We start from the raw sequence: 25335 nt of genomic DNA, 5'->3' as shown, positions 1-25335 counted from the left end.
CGGATGTCACCGCAGCCGCTTGGACGGACAGGCCGTATCAATCATAGAGATAATACTTGTTCCATTTGTCGCGCGGCACCTTCTCGCCGATCTCGTAATTGAGCTCGCGCACGTTGATATGCTGCGGACCGGTGATGCAATTGTAGGAGAGATGGTACCAGTCGCCCTTGCTGCGGAAGACGGCACCCGGCGCCTCCAGCGAATTATCGCCGGGGATCGGCTCCTTGAAGGTATAGGCGATCACCTTGTCGGGCTTGAAGCCGGTGCTGTCCTTATTGATGCGGCTCATCGCCTCGGTGTCGCAGCTCTGTTCCAGGCGGGTCGAGGGATCGAGTTTTTCCAGCTGCTTCTTGATGGCGGGATCGACGGCAAAGGCGGGGGCAGCAAGGCTTGCGAGGGATAGAAACAGGACCAGACGTTTCGGCATTGCGGAAAAAATCCCTTACTGTTCTGCAATTTTCACCCTGCCGCCGACAACTTGCCGGGGGCTGGGCACGTGCAAATTCACTGAGATAGCGGACTTTCTTAAATATTGTGGTGACATCAAGGCACGGTGGCTTGGGTGTCCTCCTTGTCTGTGGAAGGGCAGCTGTACTCTTGCCACACCCTTGCCGCTTGATCCGGCGGCGGCGCGCCTCTATCTCTTGCCAACCCGACATTCCGACCCGGAGCCATTCCTTGTCCGTTTTCAAGAGCCTGCCGACCCCGCCTGCCGCACCGAAGAAGCCGATCTCCGATACGCGCCACGGCATCACCCGCACGGACGACTATGCCTGGCTGCGCGCCGACAACTGGCAGGCGATGTTCAAGGATCCATCGATTCTCGACCCTGAGATCCGCCGCCATCTCGAAGCCGAAAACGCCTATATGAACGCGGCGATGGAGGACACCAAGCCGCTGCAGAAGGTGCTGTTTGCCGAAATGCGCGGCCGCATCAAGGAAGATGACAGCTCGGTGCCGATGAAGGACGGGGCATATGCCTACGGCACCTTCTATGTCACCGGCGGCGAACAGCCGCGCTTTTTCCGCATCGCCCGCGACGGCAACGTCGCCGACGAGACGATCCGCACGGTGCTGCTCGACGGCGACAAGGAGGCCACCGGCAAGGCCTATTTCCGCCTCGCCGGCCTCGACCATTCGAGCGACCACAGCCGCGGCATCTGGGGTTACGACGACAAGGGTTCGGAATTCTTTACGCTGCAGGTGCGAGACCTCCAGACCGGGCAAGACCTTACCGACCGGATCGAAAATACCGGCGGCGGCGGCGTCTGGGCGCCCGATGGCAAGAGCTTCTTCTATTCGGCGCTCGACGAGAATCATCGGCCCTCGAAGGTGTTCCACCACATTCTCGGCCAGCCGCAGTCGGAAGACCGGCTGGTCTATGAGGAAGAGGATGCCGGCTTCTTCATGGGCGTCGGCGGCTCACTGCTTGACGATTTCATCTATATCGACATTCACGACCACGAGACCAGCGAATACCGGCTGCTGTCGACCAAGGATTTGACCGCCGAGCCGAAGCTGGTGGCGCCCCGCGAGGAAGGCATCGAATATTCGCTGACCGAGGGCGGTGACGTCTTCTACATCCTGACGAATGACGGCGACGCCAAGGATTTCAAGATCATGGAAGCGCCGGTTGATAAGCCCGGCAAGGAAAACTGGCGCGAGGTCGTGCCGCATAAGCCCGGCACGCTCATCATCAGCCACATGGCCTATGCCCGCCACCTCCTGTGGCTGGAGCGCAAGGACGGGCTGCCGCAGATCATGATCCGCGATCGGGCGACCGGCGAGGAACATGCGATCGCCTTTGCCGAGGAAGCCTATTCGCTGGGGCTGCAGGGTGCTGCGGAATACGATACGGATATTATCCGCTTCTCCTATTCCTCGATGACGACGCCGTCGCAGCTCTACGACTACAACATGGTGACGCGCGAGCGCACGCTGTTGAAGACTCAGGAAGTGCCGTCCGGCCACAATCCCGACGACTACATCACCCGCCGCGTCTTTGCGCCGGCATGGGACGGCGAGAAGGTGCCGGTCACCCTGCTCTATCGTAGGGACACCCTACTCGACGGCAGCGCCCCCTGCCTGCTCTATGGCTATGGTGCCTACGGCATCACCATTCCGGCCGGCTTCAACACCAACTGCCTGTCGCTCGCCGACCGCGGCTTCGTCTATGCGATTGCCCATATCCGCGGCGGCAAGGACAAGGGATTTTCCTGGTACGAAGACGGCAAGATGGACAAGAAGACGAATACCTTCAAGGACTTCGTCGCAGCGGCCGATTATCTGAATCAACAGAAGTTCACGTCTTACGCGAAGATCATCGCTGAGGGCGGATCGGCCGGCGGCATGCTGATGGGTGCGGTTGCCAACATGGCGCCGGAGAAGTTCGCCGGCCTCATTGCCGCCGTTCCCTTCGTCGACGTGCTCAACACCATGCTCGACGACACTTTGCCGCTCACCCCGCCGGAATGGCCGGAATGGGGCAACCCGATCGACAGCAAGGAAGAATACGAGCAGATCGCATCCTACTCGCCCTATGACAATGTCGACGCGAAAGCCTATCCGCCGATCCTGGCGCTCGGCGGCCTGACGGACCCGCGCGTTACCTATTGGGAGCCGGCAAAGTGGGTGGCGAAGCTCCGCGACAAGACGACGGGCAACGCGCCGATCCTGCTCAAGACCAACATGGACGCCGGCCACGGCGGCGCCTCGGGCCGCTTCCAGCGGCTGGAAGAGATTGCGTTCGAGTATGCGTTTGCGATCAAAGTGGCGGAGAAAATGTGAAGGTTAGACGGCGTGGGGCGTGCTGTGTGACACAAGGTCAAGGGAGAGAGAAATGCCCGTCTATTGCGCCCTCCTTCGCGCAGTGAATGTCGGCGGCACCGGCTCGCTGCCGATGGCCGAGCTGAAGGCGATCTGCGAAGGCCTCGGCTTTTCCGACGTGAAGACCTACATCCAGAGTGGCAACGTGGTTTTCCGTTCGGATGAAGCGGAAAAGACGGTGGGGGAGCGTCTCGACGAGGCGCTCAGCAAGATGATGGGCAAGCGGCCGGGCGTCATGGTGCGTAGCCGGAAAGAACTCGACGGCATTGTCGCCGATGCGCCCTTCCCGGATGCCAAGCCGAATTTTCTACTGGTCTATTTCCTGCCCGAAAAGCCGCCCGGCGATGCGCTGGAGACGATGGTGGCGCCCGATGGCGAGGAGGCCAAGCTCGCCGGCCGGGAAATCTATGTACATTACCCCAATGGTTCCGGCCGCTCGAAGCTGAAACTGCCGGCGCTGAAGCCGGGGACGTCGCGCAATCTCAACACCGTACGCAAGCTCGCGGAAATGGCTGCGGCGCTGGAGGACGGAGGCTGAGGATGTCAGCGCAATTCCCGACGCAAAGGCGATTCGCACTTTTGCTGGAATTGCTTTAGGCTCTCGGCATTTCCACCACTGGCAGGAAGAGCATCTTCACGAAGGTGCGGAGCATCAGGACCTGCTCGGCCAGCGTGTTCGGCTCCTTCAGCGTCTTCGACAAAACGATGCCGCCTTCCAGGACCGAAGATACCATGTCGGCGAGCTGGTCGACATCGACTGGTTCGCGCGGCGGATAGACGGCCATGATCTCCCGGAGCATGCGGCCGAAGCGCCGCCGCCAGGCAAGCACCGCATTTCGGTTGGTCTCCTGGATCTCCCGGTCGAACAGCCGCTCGTAATAGCAGACGGTTGCCACGAGGCAGCCGGGATGGCCGTTCGGCAGGTCGGAGAGCAATTCGGACAGCAACTTCAGGCCGAGCAGAAAGGATTGCAGCGGATCGCCGGTCAGCTCGCGCGCGCGGCTGAAGATCTCGTCGTAGATGCGCTCGTCATTTTCGATGTAGCGGTTGAGCAGCGCCTTGGCGAGCTCGTTCTTGTCTCTGAAATGATAGAAGAAGCCGCTCTTGGTGATGCCGGTCTCGGCGATCAGCTCCTCGATGGAAGTGCCGCCGAAACCCTTCTGCAAGACTGCCGCTTCCGCCACATCGAGGATGCGGGTCCGCGTTTCCTCGCCCTTTCGCATGTCCCCTCCTGTACCGGCGGTACAGTTTTCAGTGTTGCATGATCAGACTTGCCTCCGCCCCCGGCAAGATCGGTCGAAGCAAGCGATTGAAATCAATCGGCAAAACCCAAAACCGCTTGGAGTATACCGCAAGTCGCCTAGTTTGGCAGCCAATTAAGCGCCAGAACATCATTCATCGACGGCAGCCAATCGGGTGTCGCGAGGGAGAGGCTTCAACAATGGCAAAGTACAGAAACGGGTTGCCGCAGCTCAAAGGCGGCACATTCATTACCGATGGCGGCATGGAAACGACGATGATCTTCCAGGAAGGGATAGAACTTCCGCATTTCGCTGCCTTCATATTGCTGGCTTCCGAAGACGGGCGGCAGCGGATGCGGAATTACTATCGCCGTTATCTCGACGTCGCCCGGCGGCACGGCACGGGCTTCGTGCTCGACACCGCTACATGGCGGGCCAATCCGGACTGGGGGCAGAAGCTCGGCTATACGAGCGAAGCCCTGAAGGCGGCCAACGAGGAAGCCGTCGACCTGCTTGTCGGCTTGCGCAACGTCTATGAGCGGCCGGAGCAGCCGATCGTCATCAGCGGGGCGATCGGCCCGCGCGGCGACGGCTACAAGGCGGGCGTCATGGATGCCGCCGAGGCGGAAGACTACCACGCTTTCCAGATCGGGGCTTTCGCCGGCACGGAAGCCGACATGGTGAGCGCCTTCACGCTGACCAATATCGACGAGGCGATCGGCGTGGCGCGGGCGGCGCAAGCGCTCGGCATGCCATCGGCCATCTCCTTCACGCTGGAGACGGATGGCCGGCTGGTGACGGGCCGCAGCCTTCAGGAGGCCATCGAGACGACCGATGCGATGACCGGCGGGGCGCCGGCCTATTACATGATCAATTGCGCCCACCCGACGCATTTCGAAACAGCGCTCGATCACGGAAGCGCCTGGGTGAAACGTATATCCGGCATCCGCGCCAATGCCTCGACCATGAGCCATGAGCAGCTCGACAATAGCGAGACGCTGGATGCCGGCGATCCCGAAGATCTCGGCCGCCGCTACCGCAAGCTCATCGACCGCATGCCAGCGCTCAGCGTGCTCGGCGGCTGCTGCGGCACCGACCACCGCCATGTTGCGGCGATCTGCGAGGCATGCCTGCCGCAGGCGGCATGACGACCTGAGAGGGAGGAGAGAATGACGATCGGGGGCACGATGATGCGTGAGCGCGGCTGGCACGATCTGTGGCTTGTGATCACCGGACGGCAGAGGCGCGGTGAGCCCGAGGCGGCCGTGGAGGTGGCTCTACGGGATAGTGATCTCGCCTTCGGGAGCTTCGACGGCCCGATGACCTACGGACTCGAGGCGGACCGGCGCGAGGGCCGGCCGTCGGGACGCAGGCAGCCGCGGGAGCCGGTCGGCTTCTGACGAAGGGAAAGGCGGCGTCAACCTTCGGCGACGGTGCCTTTCCTCTGTTTGGCCTTGTAGCCGGTGATCTCCTCGCCGGCGGTCGGCGAGAAGCGCAGGTTCCAGAAGGTGGCGGTGATCGAGATGATGGTGACGACGATGAAGGCTGCCGAGAAATCGCCAAGGGCCGGCGTCTCAGTGCCTGACAAGGCCATGGAGCCGTGCAGCGCCAAGGCGCCGATGCAGATGCCGAGCGACAGCATGAGCTGCTGGAAGGTGGTGTAGAAGCTGGTGGCTGAGCTCATCCGCTCCTTGCTGATCTCATCATAGGCAATGGTGTTATAGGCGGTGAACTGGAACGACAGGAAGAAGGCGCTGAGCACCAGGACGACGAAGATGAGCGGCATCGGCCAATCCGGCCGGAAGGCGGCACAGAGGCCATAGCCGATCGTACCGAGGATGCCGTTGAGGATGAGGCTTCGCCGGAAGCCCAGCCGGCGGAAGACAAACTTCGCCATCGGCTTCATGGCGAGAGCGCCAAGCGCGGTCGCGATGATGATCTGGCCGGCCGCCGCCGCAGACAGGCCGAAGCCGATCTGGAAGAGCAGCGGAAGCAGGAAGGGCTGCGCCCCTTGCGTGATGCGGGTCAGCGAACCGGCGATAACAGACGTGCCGAAGCTCGGCACCTTCATCAGCGAGAAATCCATGATCGGCGACGGATGCGTGCGGGCATGCCTGAGATAGGCGATGCCGAAGAGCAGCCCGATGGCGATCAGGAAGATCGAAAACGCGCCCTCGCCTTCATGGCTCGACATTTCGAAGCCGAAGAGCAGCGAACCGAGCGAGATGCCCGAGAGAATGAAGCCGATCGTATCGAATGGACCGCTTGCCTTACCCTTCACCTCTTCGATGTAAATCGAGACGAAGATCATGCCGATGATGCCGATCGGCACGTTGATATAAAAGATCCAGCGCCAGTCGAGATAGGTGACGATGAAGCCGCCGAGCGGCGGGCCGACGATGGGGCCGATCAGCGCCGGCACGAGCAGCCAGGACATGGCGCTGACCATATCCTTGCGATCGACGCTGCGCATCAGCACCAGGCGACCGACCGGCATCATCATCGCGCCGCCGATGCCCTGCAGCAGCCGCGCCAGCACCAGCAATGACAGCGTCGGCGCCAGCGCGCAGAGGATGGAGCCGACGACGAAGACCGCGATGGCCGAGCGGAAGACCGTGCGGGAACCGAAACTGTCGGCCATCCGGCCGCTTGCCGGAATGAAGATCGCAAGGCTGAGGAGATAGGAGGTCAGCGCGATCGACATGGCCGGGGCGCTGACGCCGAAATCGCGCGCCATGGTGGGCAGCGCGGTCGCAAGCACGGTTGCATCGATGTTTTCCATCAGCATCGCACTCGCGACAATCATCGCAATCACCCGGAAATTGGGCGTGGCGCGCCGAACCATCGGCGCCTGGTAAATCTGATCCGACATCGTCCAGGATCACTCGCGGTGGCGCGGCGGAGCACACAAGGCAGCAAGGCCGCGGGGGATGACATGGCGCAAAGCCAAGGGGAGGCGATTTGCTATACGCCCGCGATCATCGCGGCGCTATGTCGTTTATGGCAAAGCTGCTTTGACGAGAGGTAAAGGCAGATCACGATTCCTTGCATGGGTCTGTTCTTCGTGAAGGTCTTCATCCCCCGGCTTGTGCGGCAGGCATCCTAGCCCTACCTATGAACCATGACCTCCGCCCTGCAGAAAAACCGGCCCGGTGCGGCCTTTCCGTTCGACAACAGCTATGTCGGTTTGCCCCCACGCTTCTTTGCGGCGCAAGCGCCGACCGCGGTGGCGGAGCCCTGGCTGATCAAGCTCAACGAGCCGCTCGCTGCCGAACTCGGGCTCGACGTCGAGGCCTTGCGCCGCGATGGCGCGGCGATCTTTTCCGGCAATCTCGTTCCCGAAGGGGCCGAACCGCTGGCAATGGCCTATGCCGGGCATCAGTTCGGCGGCTTCTCGCCGCAGCTCGGCGACGGGCGGGCGATCCTGCTCGGTGAGGTCGTCAACCTCAGCGGCAAGCGCTACGACATCCAGCTGAAGGGCGCCGGGCCGACACCGTTTTCGCGCCGCGGCGACGGGCGGGCGGCAGTCGGGCCGGTTTTGCGGGAATATATCATTAGCGAGGCGATGTTTGCGCTCGGCATTCCGGCCACACGGGCGCTGGCGGCGGTGACGACAGGCGAGCCCGTCTATCGCGAAGAGGTGCTGCCTGGCGCGGTCTTCACCCGCGTCGCAGCCAGCCATATCCGCGTCGGCACCTTCCAGTACTTCGCGGCCAGGGGCGACACCGACGGCGTGCGGGCTCTGGCCGATTATGTGATCGACCGGCACTATCCGGCATTGAAACAGGCCGAAAACCCCTATCTCGCGCTGTTCGAAGCGGTCTCAGACCGCCAGGCGGCGCTGATTGCCCGCTGGCTGCATGTCGGCTTCATCCATGGCGTGATGAACACGGATAATATGACCGTCTCCGGGGAGACGATCGATTTCGGCCCCTGCGCCTTCATGGATGCCTATGATCCGGCGACCGTCTTCTCGTCGATCGACCAGCATGGGCGTTACGCCTATGCCAACCAGCCCGGCATCGGCCAATGGAACCTCGCAAGGCTCGGCGAAACGCTGCTGCCGCTGATCGACTCCGAGCCAGACGGCGCGGTCGACAAGGCGAATGCAGTGATCAAGAGTTACGGCGAACGGTTCCAGGCGCATTGGCTGGCCGGCATGCGCGAAAAGATCGGCCTTGCCGTCGAAGAGGACGGCGATCTCGACCTGGTGCAGGCGCTGCTGTCGCTGATGCAGGCGCAGGGTGCGGATTTCACCCTGACCTTCCGGCGACTGTCGGATCTTGCCGGCGATAACGCTGCAGAGCCCGAATTTGCGGCAGGTTTCCGCGAGCCGGACGCCTGCGGCGCGTGGCTTGCGCAGTGGCGCGAGCGTCTGTCGCGCGATCCGCAGACGGCCAGTGAGCGTGCTGTTGCTATGCGCCGCGTCAATCCGGCCTTCATTCCGCGCAATCACCGGGTCGAACAGGCGATCGAGGCCGCGGTCGAGAACGGCGATTTCTCGCTGTTCGAGGCGCTGCTGGCCGTGCTTTCGAAACCCTACGAGGATCAGCCGGGCTTTGCCGCCTATAGGGAACCGCCGAAGCCCAGCGAACGGGTGCTTGCGACCTTCTGCGGAACGTGACAGGCGCTTCGATCGTTTTCGGGGCGGCAGTTGCGCCACAGCGATCCGCTTCCATCCGGCCCAGCGCCCCCGTTCGACGCATCCGCACCCTGCGGCAATTGTGGCCGTTGAAAGGCATCTCCTTCGCGCTATCTGGCTGATCGGCGGGACTTTTCCGCCGATCCCTCAGCCCGGCTAACCTCAGCGGGAGACTGCCTTATGGCGATCATCGTCACCTCCATCTTCTTCATCATCATCGGGCTCACACTCGGCGGCGGCGGGCTCTGGCTCGTCACGCTCGGCGGCAGCATCTTCTATCTTTTCGCCGGGCTGATGTTCCTGATTACCGCCGGGCTGCTGCTGATGCGCAAGGCAGTGGCGCTCTGGGTCTATGCGGTGCTCGTCGTTGCGGCACTTGCCTGGGCGATTTGGGAGGTCGGCTTCGACTGGTGGCAGCTCGGCCCGCGCGGCGGCATGATCATCCTGCTCGGGCTCTGGCTGCTAACACCATGGATTCGCCGGCCGCTCGGCCTGCGCAGCCCGACGGGGATCACCTATGCCGCCAACCCCTGGCCGCTTGCAGTGCCCGTCGTTCTCGCCATCCTGGTCGCCCTTTATTCGATGACGACAGACCCGCATGATCTTGCCGGCGAGCTGCCGAAGGATACGGTCGCCGCCCAGCCCGCCTTCGGCGGCAGCGTGCCGGATGGTGAATGGCATCAATACGGTCGCACCCCCTTCGGCCAACGCTATTCGCCGCTCGACCAGATAACCGCCGAGAACGTCTCCACCCTCAAGGAAGCGTGGCGATACCAGACCGGCGACGTCAAGCGGCCGGACGATGTCGGCGAGACGACCTATCAGGTGACGCCGCTCAAGGTGAAGGACACGCTCTATCTCTGCACCCCGCACAACTGGGCGATCGCGCTCGACGCCAAGACCGGCAAGGAGAAATGGAAATACGACTCCAACTCCGGCATGAACCCCGACCGGCAGCATCAGACCTGCCGCGGCGTCACCTATTATGCCGATCCCGCCGTTGCCGCCGGCCAGCCCTGCGCCGAGCGTGTCTACCTGCCGACCTCGGATGCCCGGCTGATCGCGCTCGATGCGGCGGACGGGAAGGTCTGCACCAGCTTTGCCAACCAGGGCGTGCTGCATCTGGAAACCGGCATGCGCTTCAATCCGGCCGGCTATTATTATTCCACCTCGCCACCGGTCGCGGTGGCGGGCAAGATCATCGTCGGCGGGGCGGTGAACGACAATTATTCGACCGAGGAACAATCCGGCGTCATCCGCGCCTTCGACATCAATACCGGCGCGCTGGTCTGGAACTGGGATTCCGGCAATCCCGACGTGACGACGCCGATCGCCGAGGGCCAGACCTATACGACCAACTCGCCGAACAGTTGGTCGGTCTTCAGCGTCGACGAGGGGCTTGGCATGGTCTACATCCCGCTCGGCAACCAAGTGCCCGACCAGATCGGCATCAATCGCAGCGAGAATGTCGAGAAATTCTCGTCTTCGATCGTCGCGCTCGATATCGCCACCGGCCAGCTGCGCTGGGTGCGCCAGACGGTGCATCACGATCTCTGGGACATGGACGTCCCGGCCCAGCCGGCGCTGATCGACCTGACGAAGCAGGACGGCACCGTGGTCCCCGCCCTCGTCGGCCCGACCAAGCAGGGCGATATCTATGTGCTCGACCGGCGCAGCGGCGAGCCGATCATCCCGGTCAAGGAAATACCAGCGCCAGGCGGCGCGGTCTCGGGCGATCATACCGCGCCGACACAGCCGATTTCGGACCTCACCTTCTCGCCCGAGCCTCTCCAGGAAAAGGACATGTGGGGCGTGTCGCTGTTTGATCAGATGGCCTGCCGCATCGACTTCCACCGCTACCACTATGAGGGCCGCTATACGCCGCCTTCGCTTAAAGGGACGATCGTCTATCCCGGCAATTTCGGCACCTTCAACTGGGGCTCGGTGGCGGTCGACCCGGAGCGGCAGATCATGTTCGGCATGCCGACCTATCTCGCCTTCACCTCGCGGCTTATACCGGCCGCCGATATTCCGCCGAGAGGCCAGGACGAGAAAGGCAGCGAACAGGGGCTGAACCGTAATGACGGCGCGCCCTACGGCGTCTTCATGGGTCCCTTCCTCGGACTGCTGCAGATCCCCTGCCAAGCGCCGCCATGGGGTTATGTCGCCGGCGTCGACCTGCGCACCGGCAAGATCGCCTATATGCACAAGAACGGCACCGTGCGCGACATGACGCCATTACCCCTGCCCTTCAAGGTGGGCGTGCCGGGGATCGGCGGGCCGATGTTGACCAAGGGCGGCGTCGCTTTTCTCGGTGCTGCGGTCGATAACTACCTGCGCGCCTACGACGTGACCAACGGACGAGAGCTCTGGAAGGCGCGGCTTCCGGCCGGCGGCCAGGCGACGCCGATGACCTATACGACTGATGACAACAAGCAATATGTCGTCATGGTCGCCGGCGGCCACGGCTCGGTCGGCACCAAGCCCGGCGATTATGTGATCGCTTATACGTTGCCTTGATGGGGAAGTTGCCGTCCTCTTGCGGGACAAGGCCCCTCCCCAACCCCCTCCCCACAAGGGGGAGGGACTAACCCGCGGCGAGTCCGCGCCACCAAATACGTAGCCACATACTGCATTGTCAGGAATGAAATGCGATGAGTGCCACACAGCAGCCCCTCCCCCTTGTGGGGAGGGGTTGGGGAGGGGTTTCCGCGCGCGACAGCTGTCGATCACGCCCTTCGCATTTTCCCACTCAAACCATCTCGACGATCATGCGGCCGACTTCGGCAAAGAGCGGGTTGAGCTCCTTTACCGGCACGGTCGTCTCGCTGATATAGACGGCGGCGACGATGGGGCCGCGATCCGGCGGCCAGATCACCGCGATATCGCCGAGTGATCCATTCGGGCCGGTGCCGGTCTTGTCGCCAACCTTCCAATCCGCCGGCGGGCCGGCCCTGAGCCGCTCCTTGCCTGTCGTGCTCGCCACCAGCCAGGCGATTAGCCTGCCCGAGGAGGCCTCGGTGAGGACCGAGCCGAGGGTCAGGTTGCCGAGTGTGTCGAGCATCGCATCCGGTGTCGTCGTGTCGCGCGGATCACCCCTTCTGCCCTCGTTCAACGTCGGCTCGGTGCGGTCGAGACGCGTCGTGCCGTCACCGATCGAGCGCAGCCAATCGGTCAGCCCCGCCGGACCGCCGAAACTTTCAAGCAGCAGGTTGCCGGCGGTGTTGTCGCTGACGGTCACCGCCGCCTCGCAGAGTTCGGCAAGGGTCATGCCGTCGGTGCCGGCGTGCTTTTCGCTGATTGGCGAATAATCGACGAGCTTGTCCTTGCCGTAGCTCACCCGCCGGTCGAGGTTCTCCTCGCCCTTGTCGGCACGGGCAAGCACGAACGCGGCGGCCAGCGCCTTGAAGGTACTGCACATCGGAAAGGCCTCGCTGCCGCGATAGCCGAAGGAGATGCTCGTCTGGGTGTCGAGCACAGAGACGCCGAGGCGGCCGCCGGTGCGTTTTTCCAAGGCGGCAAGGCGGCGGTCGATGTTGTCGTCGCCCTCGCCTGCACTCTCTTTGAAACTCTCCTCAGCATTGGCTCGAAGCGTCAGCACGGGTAGGCACAATGCCGAGCCTATCAGCATGCGGCGGGTCAGACTGAGATCCATGAAATCCTCCGGCGAATCAAGGGGGCAGAGCTAAGCAGCGATTGCGGCGACTTGTCGTCCCCACGGCGATGTTAATCGTCTGTCGAGCGATCTTGTCGTCCGCCGAGCGTCTCCGCCCGCCCCCCAGATCATGCGGTGCGCGTGACCTCGACCGTCACATGCGACAGTTCTCCCAGCGCCGAGAGCCTGCCCTTGTAGAAAGCCGGGTCGCGCGGCTGCGAGGTGAGGACGGCGACGATCGCGGCATGATGGCCGGGGCCGACCTGCCAGACATGCAGATCGGTGATCCGGTCGTCCTCCGTCTCGATGGCGCCGCGGATTTCCGCCGGCAGCGTCTCGCCTTCGGGGACGACGTCGAGAAGAACGCCGCCCGAGGATCTCATCAGGCTCCAGGACCAGTTGGCGATCACCACCCCGCCGACGATGCCCATCAGGGGATCAAGCCAGAGCCAGCCGTAAAGACTGCCGAGCGTCAGCGCCGCAATGGCGAGCACGGAGGTCAGGGCATCGGCAATGACGTGCAGATAGGCGGCGCGGATATTGTTGTCGCCGGTCTTTGCGTGATGGGCATGATCGCCATTTCCGTGATGATGATGGCCATGGGCATGATTGCCATGCCCGTGATTACCATGCCCGTGATGCGCATGATTGCCATGCGCGACATGGCCGCCGCCGGCCAGCAGCCAGGCGCTCACCAGATTGACGGCAAGGCCGATCACCGCAACGGCGATTGCCTGGGCAAAGCCGATCGGCACGGGATTGGACAGGCGCAGCAGGCTCTCCCAGGCCATCAGCAGGGCGATCAACGCGAGAACGATGGCGCTGGCGAAGCCGGCGAGATCGCCGAGCTTGCCGGTGCCGAAGGTGAAGCGCGGATTGCGTGCCTGCCGGCGGGCGAAGAGATAGGCGAGTGCGGAAATCAGCAGTGCGCTGGCATGGGTCGACATGTGCCAGCCATCGGCGACGAGCGCCATCGAGCCGTAGATGGTGCCGGCGGCGATTTCCGCCACCATCATCACCGCCGTCAGCGCGATCACCAGCCAGATGCGCCGCTCGTTGCGCGCATGATCAGTGCCGAGGAAGTCATGGTCATGTTCCAGGGCATCAATTCCAGCTTTGTCGATTCCGGCACTCATGACAGGCTCCTTCGTCGCCGCGTTCAGCGCATATAGGTTCTCAACACTTCCGATATTTCCTCCACCGCCTCTGCCCTTGCCGCATCGTCAGCGGCATTCAGCACATGCTCACGCAGGTGATCGTCGAGCACCTCGCCGGTCAGCCCTGTCAGGGCGCCGCGGATCGAGGCGAGCAGTTGCAGGATCTCGCCGCAGGGGCGCTCGGCCTCGAGCGCGCGCTCAACCGCCTCCATCTGCCCCTTCAGGCGGCTGATGCGGGCGACAAGCTTCTTTTTCTGCAGGGTGGTGTGGGACATGATGGGTTCTCATATAGCATAGGGGGGTATGGTATCAAGAGTGAAGCCGGGATCAATGCTTGTGATGGGTTCCGATCCCCATTGACAAAACCCGCGTTTCCGACGATCTATGATCCATGATCAAGAACGCGCACCAGAGCCGCTCGTATTTTTGGCTGTACCTGTAAAGGGCGGCTGGACAAGATCATATTGTCAACAAGCCGCCGTCAGGCGGCTTTGTTGTATCGGCAGCGTCCTGACGGCAGACTATCAAAGGACGCGAAGACCATGACTGAAATCGAAGACAGCGAAATTTCACTGATGCGCCCATCGGTGGTGACGATCCGTGCCGCCAAGCCGCGCGACCTGCCCGAGCTCGGCGAGATGATCGCCCTGCTTGCCGCCCATCACGGCGATGCGGCTGTTACAACGCCGGAGCAGCTGGAGCGCGACCTCTTCGGCCCCCTGCCCTGGATCAATGCTCTTGTCGCCGAGAGCAGCGAAGGGCTGATCGGCTACGCCATTCTCGTGCCGCTCTACAGGGCGCAGGAAGGCAAGCGCGGCATGGACCTGCACCATCTCTTCGTGCGCGACGGCCATCGCGGTCACGGCACCGGCCAGCTCCTCGTCGACCGGGCGCGCGAGACCGCCCGCAATGCCGGCTGCGGCTACCTGTCCGTCAGTGCTGCGACCGGAAACGTGCTGGCGCACCGCTTCTACGAACAGCTGGATTTCACCCCGCGTCCGGTGACCGGCATGCGCTATATGCAGTCGATCGCCTAAAGCGCGTCGCGATCTTTCAGATTCGCTTGATCGGCGCTTTAAGTCTTTATTTTTGTTAGGAGCTTTCATGCCTGATTTCAAACTCCATTGCTTCGCTCTCTCCGGGAACTGTTACAAGGTCGCACTCTTCTTTGCTCTTGCGGGCATCAAGTGGGAAAGCATTTTCGTTGATTATCTGGGCGGCGAAACGCGAACTGAAGAATGGCGAAAAACCATCAACGAACAGGGCGAAGCGCCTGTGCTCGAACATGGGCAAATGAAGATCAGCCAATCAGGGATTATCCTGGACTACTTGTCAGAGGTGACAGGCCAGTTTGGCGCGCAGACGGCCGAAGAACGACGCGACGTCATGCGCTGGATCCTTTTCGACAACCATAAATTCACGAGCTATTACGCGACGCTGAGGTTCATGTATGGCCTGCAGAAGAGCGGCGAGACACCCGTCGTCGAGTTTTTAAGACTGAGGGCTAAAGCTGCCTATGCCATTGTTGACGAACATCTGGCGCACCGGGCCTTCATGGTCGGCGACCGGCTGACGATCGCGGACCTCTCTCTGGCGGGCTACGTCTTCATGCCGGAGGAAACCGGGATCGATCACAGCGCCTTTCCGGCAATCGCAGCCTGGAAAGATCGGATCAGCAACATGCCCGGCTGGCGTCATCCCTATGATCTCATGCCTGGTCCTACATCCCTATAAGCAGGATCGAGATCGGCCTTCGGAAAATGCAGCGCCCTTTTATCCCGCAAAACCACTGCACACTTTTGCGCGACATGCTTTAACGCCCCGGCACCGCCTTCAGATAGGCGGCGATCGCCTCGCGGTCGGAGGCAGGCAGGCGGGCGATGTTCTGCTGGACATCGACCATCTGGCCGCCGACGGAATCGAAATCGGGGGTGAAGCCGGTTTCGAGGTAGCTCACGATATCGGCCTCGCTCCAGCCGCCGATGCTCTTGGAGGCCGGGGTGATATCGGGTATGCGGCCCTTGCCTTCCGGATTGGGCGCGCCGGCAAGCCACTGATCCGCCTTGAAGCCGCCGAGCGCATCACGCGGCGTATGGCATTCGCCGCAATGGCCGGGGCCTTCGACGAGATATTGTCCGCGCTTGATCTTATCGTCGCTCTTGGCGAGCGCGACGCGCGGCTGATCGTTGAGATAGAGGAACTTCCACCCGCCGAGCGCAAGCCGGATGTTGTAAGGAAAGGGCAGGTCATGCGGGGGCGCGACGTTGGGGCTCTTCGGCAGCGTCTTCAGGAAGGCGAAGAGATCGTTGACGTCCTTGTCACTCATTCGGGAATAGGAGCCATAGGGGAAAGACGGGTAGAGATGCTCACCACCCGGGCCGACGCCGCGCTTCATCGCGTTGCCGAACTCGGCAAGTGTCCAGCCGCCGATACCGGCCGTTTCATCGGGTGAGATGTTCGGCACGTGGAAGGTCCCGAAGGGGCTCTTCAGCGCCAGGCCGCCTGCAAGTGTCAGTTTGGCATCGCCTTCGGAACCGGGCGCGGCATGACAGCTGACACAGCCGCCCGCCCAGAAGACCGCCTGGCCGTTTGCCGGATCCGGTGCGCCGAGACCCGCCCAATGGCTTTCCGGCAGCGGATCGGGTGCGGTGACGAGATAGAAGGCGCCTCCGCCGAGGATGGCGACGCCGATCAGACAGAGCAGTACCCGGATGAACCTGCGGACCATGCGCCGCCTCCCCCTGTTGTCAACATTTCCCTGCGGTCGATCCCGCGACCGGTCCGCGCAGGCGGAGAATAAGGCGATCCGCGCCGGCGACAAGGCAGGCGCGGACCGAGCATCCGGATGAAAATGGCCTATCGCTCACTTGCCGAGGCGATAGGCCTTGTGACAGCCCGCGCAATTGGCCCCGAGCGAGTTCATCGTCGCGCCGATGGCCGCAGGATCGGCAGGAAGCTGAGCCAGCGCGGTTTCGGCATCAGCGGAGAGTTTGGCGGCGCGCGCCTTGAAGTCGTCCATGTTTTCCCAGATCTTCGGGCTCGCTGCCTCGTCGCCGGTCTCCGTGCCCGGCTTGAACTGGTCGGGGAAAACCTTGGCCGTTGTGGCGATCGTCGTCAGCGCCGCCTTCACCGCTTCGGCGTCATAGGGCTTGGTGCCCTTGGCGATGGCTGCTAAGGCCCCGGCCGAACCGCCGATCTGCTTCATCAACGCAACGCGCGAATCATGGGTGCCGTCGGCGGCGGTCACCGAACCGAAGGCCATGCCGGCCATGGCTACGGCCGCAGCTGCTGCTTTCCAATTCATATTGCTCTCCCTTTTCCTCGGCCAACCTGGCCGATGGCCAATCTGCACCGGCAGCATGACAAAATCCATGCTTCCGGGCAGTCACGTTTTGCCGGAGGGACATAAAAACAATGTGATAAACCGCGAGCAGCCCAGAACTGGCCAGCGCCAGATAGGCCGCCAACGCTACCAAACGAAAACAAGGAAGTGCGTTCCCCAGGCGGCGCTGACTTACGACGATAGCCTCGGGAGCGCGTCATGATCGACAATGGACCGTGCTATGCCTCAGAGGCATTTGCTCGCGCTCGCCGCGACTCTGTCTCAGGCACGTCCGAACAGACCCTATACGCCAAGAACCAATGGCAAGGTCTTCGCTACAATTGGCATCGACCGCATGGCAGCCTAAAATACGACAATCCCGTCGCCTGCGAGCGGTATCTGAGCCGTTTTGAATCGCGTGCAGAGAAGCTTCAAATATTCGTAGCAGTGTAAAATTCAAACGGCACGATGTGCTGCGAAACGGTCGGTGATCGGTTGGTATCGAGAGCTTGCGCCATTGCACGCACCAAGGTCTCCCCCAACTGCTTTGCCGGGTGAGATAGGACGACCTTGATCAATCCCTCAGCAAGACCGGCTTTTGTTTCATTCGTGAGCTCGTGTGCTATTACAACAAGGCGTTTTGCTGCCGGACCACCATGCTCCCGCAGGGCTCGCATCACGCCCGTGATGCCGCCGCCGGCAACGTAAAGCCCGACCCAATTAGGCTCGGTCTGCAAAAGGTGGCGCGTGGCCTCATACGCAATTTCGGGCTCTTCAAGAGTTGCAACCGTCTCCAGCATCTTGAAGCCCGGCGCGCTCTCCCGGAAGTATGATCGAAAGCCCATTTCGTTCAGCTCTTGGGCGAGATATCGGTGACTGCCGACGAAGACGGAAACCTTCCCGCCGTCCTTGTTCAGCCCAGCTATGAACCAAGCGGCCGTGCGGCCTTTTTTGATGCAGTCGTTGCCGACATATCCCGCGCGGGAGGCAGTGGAAATATCGGAAATCATGGTCACGACCGGAATGCTCTCTGCTGCAAGCCCATCGACGGCGTGGTTCACCTGCGGGTGGTCGGAGGTGATCATTCCAATGACGTCGGCTTCGCGACTGAGAGCGTAGATCGCCTCGGCAGCCTTATCAGGCGCAAGATCGTCCATGAATCTAACGATGGGCCTTCCGTGGGCATCGGGAAATGCTTCGGTCGCCGCAACGAGAATGTCCCCCCACATTTGATAGAGCTGGCGGTGAGACTGCTTGAGAAGGAAGCCGAACTTAATCACCGGCTTGTCGTGCTGGAGTCGCCGAGCAATGGCCGTCACGCCATGGAAGCCGATCTGGCGGGCGGCGTTAAGAACTCGCTCCGCCGTCTGTGGGCGCACGGGGTCGCGACCGTTCAGCACGCGATCGACTGTTGAAATGCTTACATTCGCGGCCTTTGCCAAGTCGGGGATCGTTGGGCGTGACATAATAAGCCTCTCATAACCTGACGTTATTTATGAGAGTTTCTGGGAGAAAAATCCACCGCTTCGTTGACACTTTCCATAATTTTCGCAATTTCGTCTGTCAGTACAAGCCGGTTTGGCGGGAGGGCTTGGGAGAGCTCTCTCATCTGGAGGAAATACTCTCATGTCTGCGACCTTACAAAAGGTGGCGCCGCCTTCGGGCGGCGATGGCCATCGCACGCCTATAGATAGCGGAGCCGGCTTCGTTCTTGAAATGCGCTCAATCACCAAGGCGTTCCCTGGAGTTCTCGCGCTCGATGGTATGAGCCTGAAGGTTCGTGCCGGCACGGTCCACGTCCTTGTCGGGGAGAACGGCGCAGGCAAGTCGACGCTTATGAAGATCCTGAGCGGTATCTACGCGATCGACGGCGGAGAAATCCTTTTCAGAGGCGAAAAACTCGACCATCAGAGCGCTGCAGCCGCGCTGGATCGCGGAATCTCGATGATCCACCAGGAACTCAGCCCCGTGCTCGACATGACCATCGCCGAAAACATCTTTCTCGGCCGCGAACCCACTTATGGCCGGACGGGCGTTCTGTCCCGTTTCGTGGATTTCACTCGCATGAATTCAGACACGCAGGCGCTCCTCGATCGTCTTGGGCTGAAGTATAACCCCCGAGCTAAGATGCGCGACCTGTCGATCGCGACGATGCAACTCATCGAGATCGTCAAGGCGATTTCGCGCGAGGCCTCTCTCGTCATCATGGACGAACCGACGTCGGCGATCAGCGACACGGAAGTTGCGATGCTATTCCGACAGATCGCAGACCTGAAAGCAGCAGGCGTCGCGATCATCTACATCACCCATAAGATGGACGAGATCTTTCAGATCGCCGACGACATCACGGTGATGCGTGACGGCCAGTTCGTCGCTGCCGCGCCGGCGAGCGAATACGCGCCGACAAAGCTGATTTCTCAGATGGTCGGCCGCACGATCTCCAGCATCTTTCCGAAGGAGGAAGTGCCGATCGGCGAGATTGTCCTTTCCGTCGAGAACCTCTCTCGTGACGGCAGCTTCGAAAATGTCAGCTTCGAGGTACGAGCCGGCGAGATCGTTGGCCTTTCCGGCCTGATCGGCGCAGGGCGAACAGAGGTCGCCCGGGTGATCTTCGGCCTGGACGCGGCGGACGCGGGCGTCATCCGTCTGAACGGAAAACCGCTAAAGCTCAGGTCCCCGAAGGATGCCATCGCCAGCGGCATCGCCATGGTCTCAGAGGATCGCAAAGCGGAAGGTCTGGTGCTTTGCCGGTCCGTCGGCGAGAACATTTCGCTCTCGAACCTCAAGAAGTTCGCTTCCGGCCTTTTCATCAGCGAGCGGCAGGAAGAGACAGCCTCCCAGCGCATGATCAAGATGCTCCAGATCAAGACGCCCAATACGACAATGATCGTGGAGAACCTCAGCGGCGGCAATCAACAGAAAATCGTTCTCGCCAAGTGGCTGCTGGGTGATCTGAAGCTGCTCATTCTCGACGAACCCACACGAGGCATCGACGTCGGGTCGAAATCCGAAATTCACAGACTGATGACCGAGTTCGCTCGCCAGGGGCTCGCGATCGTCATGATCTCCTCCGAGCTTCCCGAGATCCTCGGCATGAGTGATCGCGTGGTGGTGATGAGCGAAGGCCGGGTCACCGGCGAACTAACAAGAGACGAGGCCACTCAGGAAACAGTCATGCGCCTCGCAACGGGAGGACACTGATGAATATTGAACGCGCAGACGCGGCTGTGAAACGAGAAGGCCAGGTGATTTCAGGCTCCTGGAACATGAGCTTTTCCCAGATCTACCGCAAATACGGTACAATCCTGATCTTCGCCGCTATCTGCGTCCTCGCCTCGATCCTAAGTCCGACATTTCTGACAGAAGCCAACCTCACCAACGTCCTGCGTCAGGTCGTCGTGGTGAGCCTCCTTGCGTGCGGCGTTACTTTCATCATCATCCTGGGACACATCGACGTCTCGCTGGGATCTGTCCTGGCGCTCTGTGGCGTCTTGGCGGCCAGCGTGATGGCCATGACCGGAAGCGTCATTCTGGCTGTCTCCGCGGGCGTTACAGTCGGGATCATTACGGGCATCATCAACGGCTTCGTCGTCACTTTTTTCCGCATCCCGTCGTTTATCATGACATTGGCCATGACGACGGTGGCACGCGGCACGGTGCTGCTTTACACGGGCGGTTCGCCGGTGACGGGACTGGGCAATTTCAAAGTGATCGGCCAGGGCTCGCTCGGCCCGATGCCGATTTCCGTAATCATTCTCGCGGCCGTCGTCGTTGTATCGTGGATTCTTCTCAACAAGACCAAGTTCGGCCGGTACGTCTATGCGGTCGGCGGCAATGAACGTGCCGCTCGCGCTTCCGGCATCAATCCTGACAGCATCGTCGTAAAGGCTTTCATCTTCAACGGCATTCTGTGCGCCGTCGCAGGCATCGTCCTTATGTCTCGCATCAATTCCGGCCAGCCGGCCGGCGGCATCGGCTATGAGTTCGATGCGATCACTGCGGTGGTCGTCGGCGGCACCAGCCTGATGGGCGGCACTGGAACTATCACCGGCACAATCATCGGCTCGATGATCATCGGCGTCATCAACAACATGCTCAACCTCATGAATGTCAGCTCGTACTGGCAGCAGATCATCAAGGGTCTGATCATCGCGATCGCCGTGATCCTCGATGTCTGGACCAAGTCTGCCCGCAGTAAAAAGAAGGCATGACCGATGTTCTTCGGCGGGTCAGTCCTGCTCCGGAACCACCTCTTTGTCGGCGGGGATTTCCCGCATCCGAATGAATCTGAAACTCTATGGGAGGACCCTATGAAAGCCATTTCCAAACTCGCTCTCGCGTGCGCCATGTCCGTTGCCGCGATCTCCACCGGCACTGCATTGGCCGCCGATAAATTCGTCGTCGGTTACGCCAACATGGCGGATACGGACGTCTTCGTCATGGCACGCAAAAATGCCTTCATCGAAGCGTCGCAATCCGATCCGGCAGTCGAGGTGAACTTCTCCGACGCGAACAATGACGTCAGCAAGCAACTCGATCAGATCGACAACTTCATTGCGCAGAAAGTCAACGCGATCGTCGTTGTCCCGGTCGATTACCAAGGCATTGTACCGGGTGTCGAAAAAGCCAACGAGGCCGGCATCCCCGTCATCGCCCTCGGCATTCAATCGGCAGGCGGCAAGTACACGTTCGTAGGCTCGAAGAACATCGACGCCGGCCGTCTTCAGGGCGAATACATGAAGGAACACCTGCCGAAGGACGCCAAGATCCTATACCTCGAAGGCACGCCGGGGCTTTCGCACACGCAGGAGCGCAAGAAGGGCTTCGAGGATGCGCTCGGCCGTTCTGACGTGACCACCCTCGCCAGCCTCTCAGCCAACTACGACCGCGCTGAAGGCATGAACGTCACGGAAGACTGGATCCAAAGCTTTCCGAAGTTCGATGCAATCATCGCAGCCAACGACCAGATGGCGCTCGGCGCCCTGGAGGCACTTCAGGGCGCTGACCGCCTCAAGGGCGTAATGATTTCCGGTGTCGATGGCACGGCAGATGCTCTGACCGCGATTAAGGCCGGCACCATGTCGCAGACCATTTTCCAGGACGCCGCAGGCCAAGCGAAGGCCGCTTTCGAGGTCGTGGAAGGCCTGAAAAAGGGTGGGGATGCGCCGGCCGAAAAGCTGGTGCCGTTCGCTTCGATCACCAAGGACAATGTTGATCAATACGCAAAGAAGTAAGCCCTCCCAAGGGTGCGTGCCGGGATGGGTTCCCGGCACGCATTTCACACGAGGAGGTGTAATGCTTGCCGCAGATCGCTGATACTCTAACGACAGGAAAATATCGAAATGACAATAAGGATCGCCGTCATCGGGGCAGGACTGATGGGAGCCGATCATGCAAGAATCGTCGCGGAAGATCTGCCAGGGGCAAGCCTCCAGGTCGTTTGCGACATGGACGCGGACCGCGCCCGAACGGTGGCGGACACTTACGGCGCTCACGATGTCGACTCTGATCCCGATCGGGTCGCCGCTCGTCAGGACGTGGACGCAGTTATCATCGCAAGCCCCGATTTCACACATGCACCCCTGTCGCTGTCCTGCATAAGAGCCGGCAAACGGGCTCTCTGTGAAAAGCCGCTGTCGCAGTCATCGACAGAATGCTTCGAGATCATGCAGGCGGAAGAAGCGGCGGGATCAAAATTCATAATGCTCGGCTTCATGCGCCGCTTCGATCAGTCCTATGTCGAAATGAAGCGGGCTCTGGAGCATGGTGCGATTGGCCGCGCCCTGATGATGCACAACTTTCATCGCAATGTCGCAACGCCCGCGTCGGACTTCACCGGAGCGATGGCGATCACGAATTCCGCCCCGCACGAATTCGATGTCGTCCGACACGTACTCGATACTGAATACGTCTCGATCTCGGCCTTCCAGCCGAAGCGATCCGACGCGCTGGTCGCACCGGTTTATATGGTGCTCGAAACGGCGGATGATCAACTCGTCAATATCGAGATCAACAACAACGCAGCCTATGGATACGACGTCCGCGCGGAACTGGTGGGCGAGAAGGCAACAATCGCCATGAACGCAGTCAACTACACCCGCGTCGACCGGGAACTCGGCCAGAGCACAAGCTACGAGGCGGATTGGCGCGGCCGCTACGCCGAAGCCTATCGCCGTCAAAACCGCGCTTTCATTCGGTTCGTCGAGACCGGAGTCTTCCCGCGCATCGCGTCGAGCAGTTGGGATGGATATTGTGCCGCAAAGGTCGCCGAAGCTGGCGTCAGAGCCCTGAATGACGGCCGCAAGATTCCCGTCGAAATGATTACCAAACCGGAGTTTTACGCATGAAGCTTGGATTCGTATCAGACAGCCTCGGCGGCCTCCCTTTTGAGGCAATGCTCGACCATGCGCAAAGACTGGGCGTCTCCGGCGTCGAGGTCAACACCTGTGGCTGGTCGACGGCGCCGCATTTCGATCTATCGACGATCCTCCGGGACAAGAACGCGCAGAAGTCATTCCTGGGAGCTTTCGCCGACCGGGAACTGGAAGTGGTAAGCCTGAACGCAAACGGAAATCCCCTGCATCCGACCGATCTTGCCCAGGGACAGGGCCTGGAGGATACGATCCGCGCAGCGGGCGAACTGGGAATCAAGACGGTCTGCGCAATGTCGGGACTTCCAGCCGGCAATGCCACCGATACCATGCCGAACTGGGTGGTCTCCTCGTGGCCGCCGGAGACGCAAGCGATCCTTCGCTATCAGTGGGAGGAGAAGCTCCTCCCGTACTGGATCAAGATCGTGGCGCTGGCGAGGGATCACGGCGTGGAACGCATCGCGCTGGAACTGCATGGCAATCAGTGCGTCTATAACGTCCCCTCGTTGTTGAGACTACGAGAAGCAGTTGGCCCGGTTGTCGGCGCGAACCTGGACCCGTCGCACCTCTTCTGGATGGGTGCCGATCCTCTTGTCGCGGCAGAAGCACTCGGCGAGGCCGTATACCACGTTCATGCAAAGGATACCTTCCTCAACACCGCGAAACAGGCCGTCACAAGCCTTTTGGAAAACGGCGGCCTGATGAACCTCCCTGCGCGTAGCTGGTCCTACATAACACTGGGTTTTGGCCATGGCGAAGAATGGTGGCGGCAGTTCTGCTACAGGCTGAGGATGGCCGGTTACGATGGCTGGCTCTCGATAGAGCATGAGGATGTGCTTCTGAACAGCCTTGAAGGGCTGGAGAAGTCCGTTGCTCTGTTGCAGGGCGTGATGCCGGTTGCTGCCAGTGATTTCAAGCCGCAGGCGATCTAGTCGGAGCGAAACGCGTCCGACTTCACTTTGCGGCATCTCATGTGAGGCGCCGCCTCTGTGCAGGCTTCGACTAAGATTGCGTAATGGCGGCTCTTTTGAAAGTGCGTGCAATGCTAAAGGATCGGAACTCTCTTCCTCCCTCAACACTGCAAGAACTGAAGCACCTAATCGCCAGCCGGCGGCTGGTATTTCGCATCAGTCTCGAACGGGTCGCAAGGGAGATTTTAGAAAGACCTGACATAACGGCCTTTGAAAGTGCTGCCGCGGTTGCGCGTAGGTGCCGCGTTTCTCCAACAACGGTCCATCGGCTTGTACGGCACATTGGATTTCAGACATTCGGCGAGTTTCGCGCGATGATAAGAGAAGATCTCTGCAGCACCTCCGCAAGTCATCGCTGAAGATGAAGTGACTTTCGCCGCTGCATCCGCCCCAATCGCCAGATGCAGCAACAGTGCTCGACGATCGGGCTGAAGTGGCAGCACTTCGAGGCTCAGGCGCTTTTCCACCCCTGCCAGAGGCTGAAGGCAGAGACCGCAACCAGCAGCAGTCCGGCGAAGCGGCCGACAAAGGCCGTGACATCAGGGTTGGCGACGAGCAAGTCGCGGCTGCGGCCGGCCGTCATCGCCAGCGTGCCGTAGATGGCGAACTGGGTGACGACGGTCATGGCGCCCATGATCAGCCCCTGCATCCAGATCGGACCATATTCCGGTCTGAGGAACTGCGGATAGACGGCAAACATGAAGATATAGGCCTTCGGATTGACCAGGCAGGTGACGGCGCCCTGGCGGAAGGCGCGCCAGCCGGAGCGTGCGGTTCCCGGCCCGACCGCCTCGACGGTGATCGAACTGCGGATCAGCGAGATGCCGATCCAGATCATGTAGGCGACGCCGGCAAAGAGCAGTACGTTGAAAAACTGCGGCAGCATGGTGACGAGCACGCCGACGCCGGCCGCGCCATAGGCCGAATGCACGGCGCCGCCGGCCATGATACCGCCGGTCGCCGCCAGCCCGCGCTTGACGCCGCCGGTCAGCGAATTGGCGAGCACGAAGAGCATGTCCATGCCAGGCACGATGATGATGCCGAAGAGAAGGGTGAAGAAGAGCCAGAGGTTTTCATGGTAGTTCATGTCAGTTACCGCCTGGGTTCTGCGGGCCTTTTTGAAAGACCCTGATTGATTTCAATCCGATAG

General features: G+C 61.2%; 24 protein-coding genes. 14 read left to right on the top strand and 10 right to left on the bottom strand.

What is annotated here, in order from left to right; all coding sequences use genetic code 11:
* Positions 1-37: 37 nt before the first annotated feature.
* Positions 38-427, bottom strand: a complete 390-nt coding sequence (locus RlegSU303_RS05090) for a DUF930 domain-containing protein (RefSeq protein WP_017959609.1) — start codon at positions 425-427, stop codon at positions 38-40.
* 251 nt (positions 428-678) lie between these two features.
* Between RlegSU303_RS05090 and RlegSU303_RS05085 the strand changes: the two genes are divergently transcribed.
* Positions 679-2787: a S9 family peptidase gene (locus RlegSU303_RS05085; RefSeq protein WP_231283545.1), complete on the top strand. Its 2109-nt coding sequence runs from the start codon at positions 679-681 to the stop codon at positions 2785-2787.
* Positions 2788-2839: 52 nt separating this feature from the next.
* Positions 2840-3364, top strand: a complete 525-nt coding sequence (locus RlegSU303_RS05080; protein WP_131622081.1) for a DUF1697 domain-containing protein — start codon at positions 2840-2842, stop codon at positions 3362-3364.
* A 55-nt stretch (positions 3365-3419) separates the two neighbouring features.
* Here the strand turns inward: RlegSU303_RS05080 and RlegSU303_RS05075 are convergent, their stop codons facing one another.
* Positions 3420-4049 carry a TetR/AcrR family transcriptional regulator gene (locus tag RlegSU303_RS05075; RefSeq protein WP_131622083.1) on the bottom strand — a complete coding sequence of 210 codons (630 nt, stop codon included), beginning with the start codon at positions 4047-4049 and terminating at the stop codon, positions 3420-3422.
* A 218-nt stretch (positions 4050-4267) separates the two neighbouring features.
* Between RlegSU303_RS05075 and RlegSU303_RS05070 the strand changes: the two genes are divergently transcribed.
* Together RlegSU303_RS05070 and RlegSU303_RS05065 are read left to right on the top strand one after the other, a co-directional pair.
* Positions 4268-5215, top strand: coding sequence for a homocysteine S-methyltransferase family protein (locus RlegSU303_RS05070; RefSeq protein WP_131708468.1), 948 nt, complete (start codon positions 4268-4270; stop codon positions 5213-5215).
* 21 nt (positions 5216-5236) lie between these two features.
* Entirely contained in the window at positions 5237-5467 is a 231-nt protein-coding gene (locus RlegSU303_RS05065; protein WP_017959604.1) for a hypothetical protein, read from the top strand.
* A gap of 17 nt (positions 5468-5484) precedes the next feature.
* Here RlegSU303_RS05065 and RlegSU303_RS05060 read toward each other — a convergent pair whose 3' ends face one another.
* A complete protein-coding gene (locus tag RlegSU303_RS05060) occupies positions 5485-6939 on the bottom strand; it encodes a DHA2 family efflux MFS transporter permease subunit (protein ID WP_017959603.1) in 1455 nt (484 codons plus the stop codon).
* A 249-nt stretch (positions 6940-7188) separates the two neighbouring features.
* On the opposite strand from RlegSU303_RS05060, the gene RlegSU303_RS05055 reads away from it, so the two are divergent.
* Positions 7189-8691: a protein adenylyltransferase SelO gene (locus tag RlegSU303_RS05055; RefSeq protein ID WP_231283544.1), complete on the top strand. Its 1503-nt coding sequence runs from the start codon at positions 7189-7191 to the stop codon at positions 8689-8691.
* A gap of 198 nt (positions 8692-8889) precedes the next feature.
* A complete protein-coding gene (locus RlegSU303_RS05050) occupies positions 8890-11229 on the top strand; it encodes a glucose/quinate/shikimate family membrane-bound PQQ-dependent dehydrogenase (RefSeq protein WP_231283543.1) in 2340 nt (779 codons plus the stop codon).
* A 232-nt stretch (positions 11230-11461) separates the two neighbouring features.
* Here the strand turns inward: RlegSU303_RS05050 and bla are convergent, their stop codons facing one another.
* The 3 genes from bla to dmeR form a co-directional block, all read right to left on the bottom strand.
* Entirely contained in the window at positions 11462-12364 is a 903-nt protein-coding gene (gene bla, locus RlegSU303_RS05045) for a class A beta-lactamase (protein ID WP_231283542.1), read from the bottom strand.
* A 128-nt stretch (positions 12365-12492) separates the two neighbouring features.
* On the bottom strand, positions 12493-13500 hold the full coding sequence (gene dmeF, locus RlegSU303_RS05040) for a CDF family Co(II)/Ni(II) efflux transporter DmeF (RefSeq protein WP_017959599.1): 1008 nt from the start codon (positions 13498-13500) through the stop codon (positions 12493-12495).
* 23 nt (positions 13501-13523) lie between these two features.
* Positions 13524-13796 (bottom strand): Ni(II)/Co(II)-sensing transcriptional repressor DmeR, encoded by a 273-nt coding sequence (gene dmeR, locus RlegSU303_RS05035; RefSeq protein WP_003546569.1) that lies wholly within the window; start codon positions 13794-13796, stop codon positions 13524-13526.
* Positions 13797-14063: 267 nt separating this feature from the next.
* Here dmeR and RlegSU303_RS05030 point away from each other — a divergent pair, with 267 nt between their 5' ends.
* Positions 14064-14558, top strand: coding sequence for a GNAT family N-acetyltransferase (locus RlegSU303_RS05030; RefSeq protein WP_043294450.1), 495 nt, complete (start codon positions 14064-14066; stop codon positions 14556-14558).
* A gap of 67 nt (positions 14559-14625) precedes the next feature.
* The gene (locus tag RlegSU303_RS05025) at positions 14626-15255 is read left to right on the top strand and encodes a glutathione S-transferase family protein (protein WP_017959597.1); all 630 of its coding nucleotides are present in this window, start codon (positions 14626-14628) and stop codon (positions 15253-15255) included.
* Positions 15256-15334: 79 nt separating this feature from the next.
* Here the strand turns inward: RlegSU303_RS05025 and RlegSU303_RS05020 are convergent, their stop codons facing one another.
* The 3 genes from RlegSU303_RS05020 to RlegSU303_RS05010 form a co-directional block, all read right to left on the bottom strand.
* Positions 15335-16249, bottom strand: coding sequence for a cytochrome c (locus RlegSU303_RS05020; protein ID WP_094086411.1), 915 nt, complete (start codon positions 16247-16249; stop codon positions 15335-15337).
* Positions 16250-16384: 135 nt separating this feature from the next.
* Positions 16385-16825, bottom strand: coding sequence for a c-type cytochrome (locus RlegSU303_RS05015; RefSeq protein ID WP_094087656.1), 441 nt, complete (start codon positions 16823-16825; stop codon positions 16385-16387).
* A 449-nt stretch (positions 16826-17274) separates the two neighbouring features.
* The gene (locus RlegSU303_RS05010; protein WP_231283541.1) at positions 17275-18309 is read right to left on the bottom strand and encodes a LacI family DNA-binding transcriptional regulator; all 1035 of its coding nucleotides are present in this window, start codon (positions 18307-18309) and stop codon (positions 17275-17277) included.
* Between the two features lie 160 nt (positions 18310-18469).
* On the opposite strand from RlegSU303_RS05010, the gene RlegSU303_RS05005 reads away from it, so the two are divergent.
* The 6 genes from RlegSU303_RS05005 (at position 18470) to RlegSU303_RS04980 (ending at position 24544) form a co-directional block, all read left to right on the top strand.
* Positions 18470-20044, top strand: coding sequence for a sugar ABC transporter ATP-binding protein (locus RlegSU303_RS05005; protein ID WP_231283540.1), 1575 nt, complete (start codon positions 18470-18472; stop codon positions 20042-20044).
* Positions 20044-21054: an ABC transporter permease gene (locus RlegSU303_RS05000; protein ID WP_231283539.1), complete on the top strand. Its 1011-nt coding sequence runs from the start codon at positions 20044-20046 to the stop codon at positions 21052-21054. The genes RlegSU303_RS05005 and RlegSU303_RS05000 overlap by 1 nt, the downstream gene beginning before the upstream one ends.
* Positions 21055-21153: 99 nt before the next feature.
* Positions 21154-22077, top strand: coding sequence for a sugar ABC transporter substrate-binding protein (locus tag RlegSU303_RS04995; RefSeq protein ID WP_231283538.1), 924 nt, complete (start codon positions 21154-21156; stop codon positions 22075-22077).
* A 108-nt stretch (positions 22078-22185) separates the two neighbouring features.
* The gene (locus RlegSU303_RS04990; RefSeq protein WP_231283537.1) at positions 22186-23190 is read left to right on the top strand and encodes a Gfo/Idh/MocA family oxidoreductase; all 1005 of its coding nucleotides are present in this window, start codon (positions 22186-22188) and stop codon (positions 23188-23190) included.
* A complete protein-coding gene (locus RlegSU303_RS04985; protein WP_231283536.1) occupies positions 23187-24146 on the top strand; it encodes a sugar phosphate isomerase/epimerase family protein in 960 nt (319 codons plus the stop codon). The genes RlegSU303_RS04990 and RlegSU303_RS04985 overlap by 4 nt, the downstream gene beginning before the upstream one ends.
* Positions 24147-24256: 110 nt before the next feature.
* Positions 24257-24544 (top strand): MurR/RpiR family transcriptional regulator, encoded by a 288-nt coding sequence (locus tag RlegSU303_RS04980; protein WP_231283851.1) that lies wholly within the window; start codon positions 24257-24259, stop codon positions 24542-24544.
* Positions 24545-24636: 92 nt separating this feature from the next.
* Here RlegSU303_RS04980 and RlegSU303_RS04975 read toward each other — a convergent pair whose 3' ends face one another.
* Positions 24637-25272 carry a LysE family translocator gene (locus RlegSU303_RS04975; protein ID WP_017959594.1) on the bottom strand — a complete coding sequence of 212 codons (636 nt, stop codon included), beginning with the start codon at positions 25270-25272 and terminating at the stop codon, positions 24637-24639.
* Positions 25273-25335 lie beyond the last annotated feature (63 nt).

It is taken from the genome of Rhizobium sp. SU303 (assembly GCF_021052345.1).
GTDB lineage: Bacteria > Pseudomonadota > Alphaproteobacteria > Rhizobiales > Rhizobiaceae > Rhizobium > Rhizobium laguerreae.
Note: the sequence above shows the minus strand (reverse complement) of the source record. Positions and strands in the feature narration are given on the sequence as shown.

Coding starts and splice junctions, on each gene's coding strand:
- dmeR (WP_003546569.1), bottom strand. CDS start 13,796: ATGTCCCACACCACCCTGCAGAAAAAGAAGCTTGTCGCCCGCATCAGC.
- RlegSU303_RS05070 (WP_131708468.1), top strand. CDS start 4,268: ATGGCAAAGTACAGAAACGGGTTGCCGCAGCTCAAAGGCGGCACATTC.
- RlegSU303_RS05075 (WP_131622083.1), bottom strand. CDS start 4,049: ATGCGAAAGGGCGAGGAAACGCGGACCCGCATCCTCGATGTGGCGGAA.
- RlegSU303_RS05090 (WP_017959609.1), bottom strand. CDS start 427: ATGCCGAAACGTCTGGTCCTGTTTCTATCCCTCGCAAGCCTTGCTGCC.
- RlegSU303_RS05010 (WP_231283541.1), bottom strand. CDS start 18,309: ATGTCACGCCCAACGATCCCCGACTTGGCAAAGGCCGCGAATGTAAGC.
- RlegSU303_RS05065 (WP_017959604.1), top strand. CDS start 5,237: ATGACGATCGGGGGCACGATGATGCGTGAGCGCGGCTGGCACGATCTG.
- RlegSU303_RS05025 (WP_017959597.1), top strand. CDS start 14,626: ATGCCTGATTTCAAACTCCATTGCTTCGCTCTCTCCGGGAACTGTTAC.
- RlegSU303_RS04990 (WP_231283537.1), top strand. CDS start 22,186: ATGACAATAAGGATCGCCGTCATCGGGGCAGGACTGATGGGAGCCGAT.
- RlegSU303_RS05020 (WP_094086411.1), bottom strand. CDS start 16,249: ATGGTCCGCAGGTTCATCCGGGTACTGCTCTGTCTGATCGGCGTCGCC.
- RlegSU303_RS04995 (WP_231283538.1), top strand. CDS start 21,154: ATGAAAGCCATTTCCAAACTCGCTCTCGCGTGCGCCATGTCCGTTGCC.
- RlegSU303_RS05055 (WP_231283544.1), top strand. CDS start 7,189: ATGACCTCCGCCCTGCAGAAAAACCGGCCCGGTGCGGCCTTTCCGTTC.
- RlegSU303_RS05000 (WP_231283539.1), top strand. CDS start 20,044: ATGAATATTGAACGCGCAGACGCGGCTGTGAAACGAGAAGGCCAGGTG.
- RlegSU303_RS05030 (WP_043294450.1), top strand. CDS start 14,064: ATGACTGAAATCGAAGACAGCGAAATTTCACTGATGCGCCCATCGGTG.
- RlegSU303_RS04980 (WP_231283851.1), top strand. CDS start 24,257: ATGCTAAAGGATCGGAACTCTCTTCCTCCCTCAACACTGCAAGAACTG.
- RlegSU303_RS04985 (WP_231283536.1), top strand. CDS start 23,187: ATGAAGCTTGGATTCGTATCAGACAGCCTCGGCGGCCTCCCTTTTGAG.
- RlegSU303_RS05015 (WP_094087656.1), bottom strand. CDS start 16,825: ATGAATTGGAAAGCAGCAGCTGCGGCCGTAGCCATGGCCGGCATGGCC.
- RlegSU303_RS05080 (WP_131622081.1), top strand. CDS start 2,840: ATGCCCGTCTATTGCGCCCTCCTTCGCGCAGTGAATGTCGGCGGCACC.
- bla (WP_231283542.1), bottom strand. CDS start 12,364: ATGGATCTCAGTCTGACCCGCCGCATGCTGATAGGCTCGGCATTGTGC.
- RlegSU303_RS04975 (WP_017959594.1), bottom strand. CDS start 25,272: ATGAACTACCATGAAAACCTCTGGCTCTTCTTCACCCTTCTCTTCGGC.
- dmeF (WP_017959599.1), bottom strand. CDS start 13,500: ATGAGTGCCGGAATCGACAAAGCTGGAATTGATGCCCTGGAACATGAC.
- RlegSU303_RS05005 (WP_231283540.1), top strand. CDS start 18,470: ATGTCTGCGACCTTACAAAAGGTGGCGCCGCCTTCGGGCGGCGATGGC.
- RlegSU303_RS05050 (WP_231283543.1), top strand. CDS start 8,890: ATGGCGATCATCGTCACCTCCATCTTCTTCATCATCATCGGGCTCACA.
- RlegSU303_RS05060 (WP_017959603.1), bottom strand. CDS start 6,939: ATGTCGGATCAGATTTACCAGGCGCCGATGGTTCGGCGCGCCACGCCC.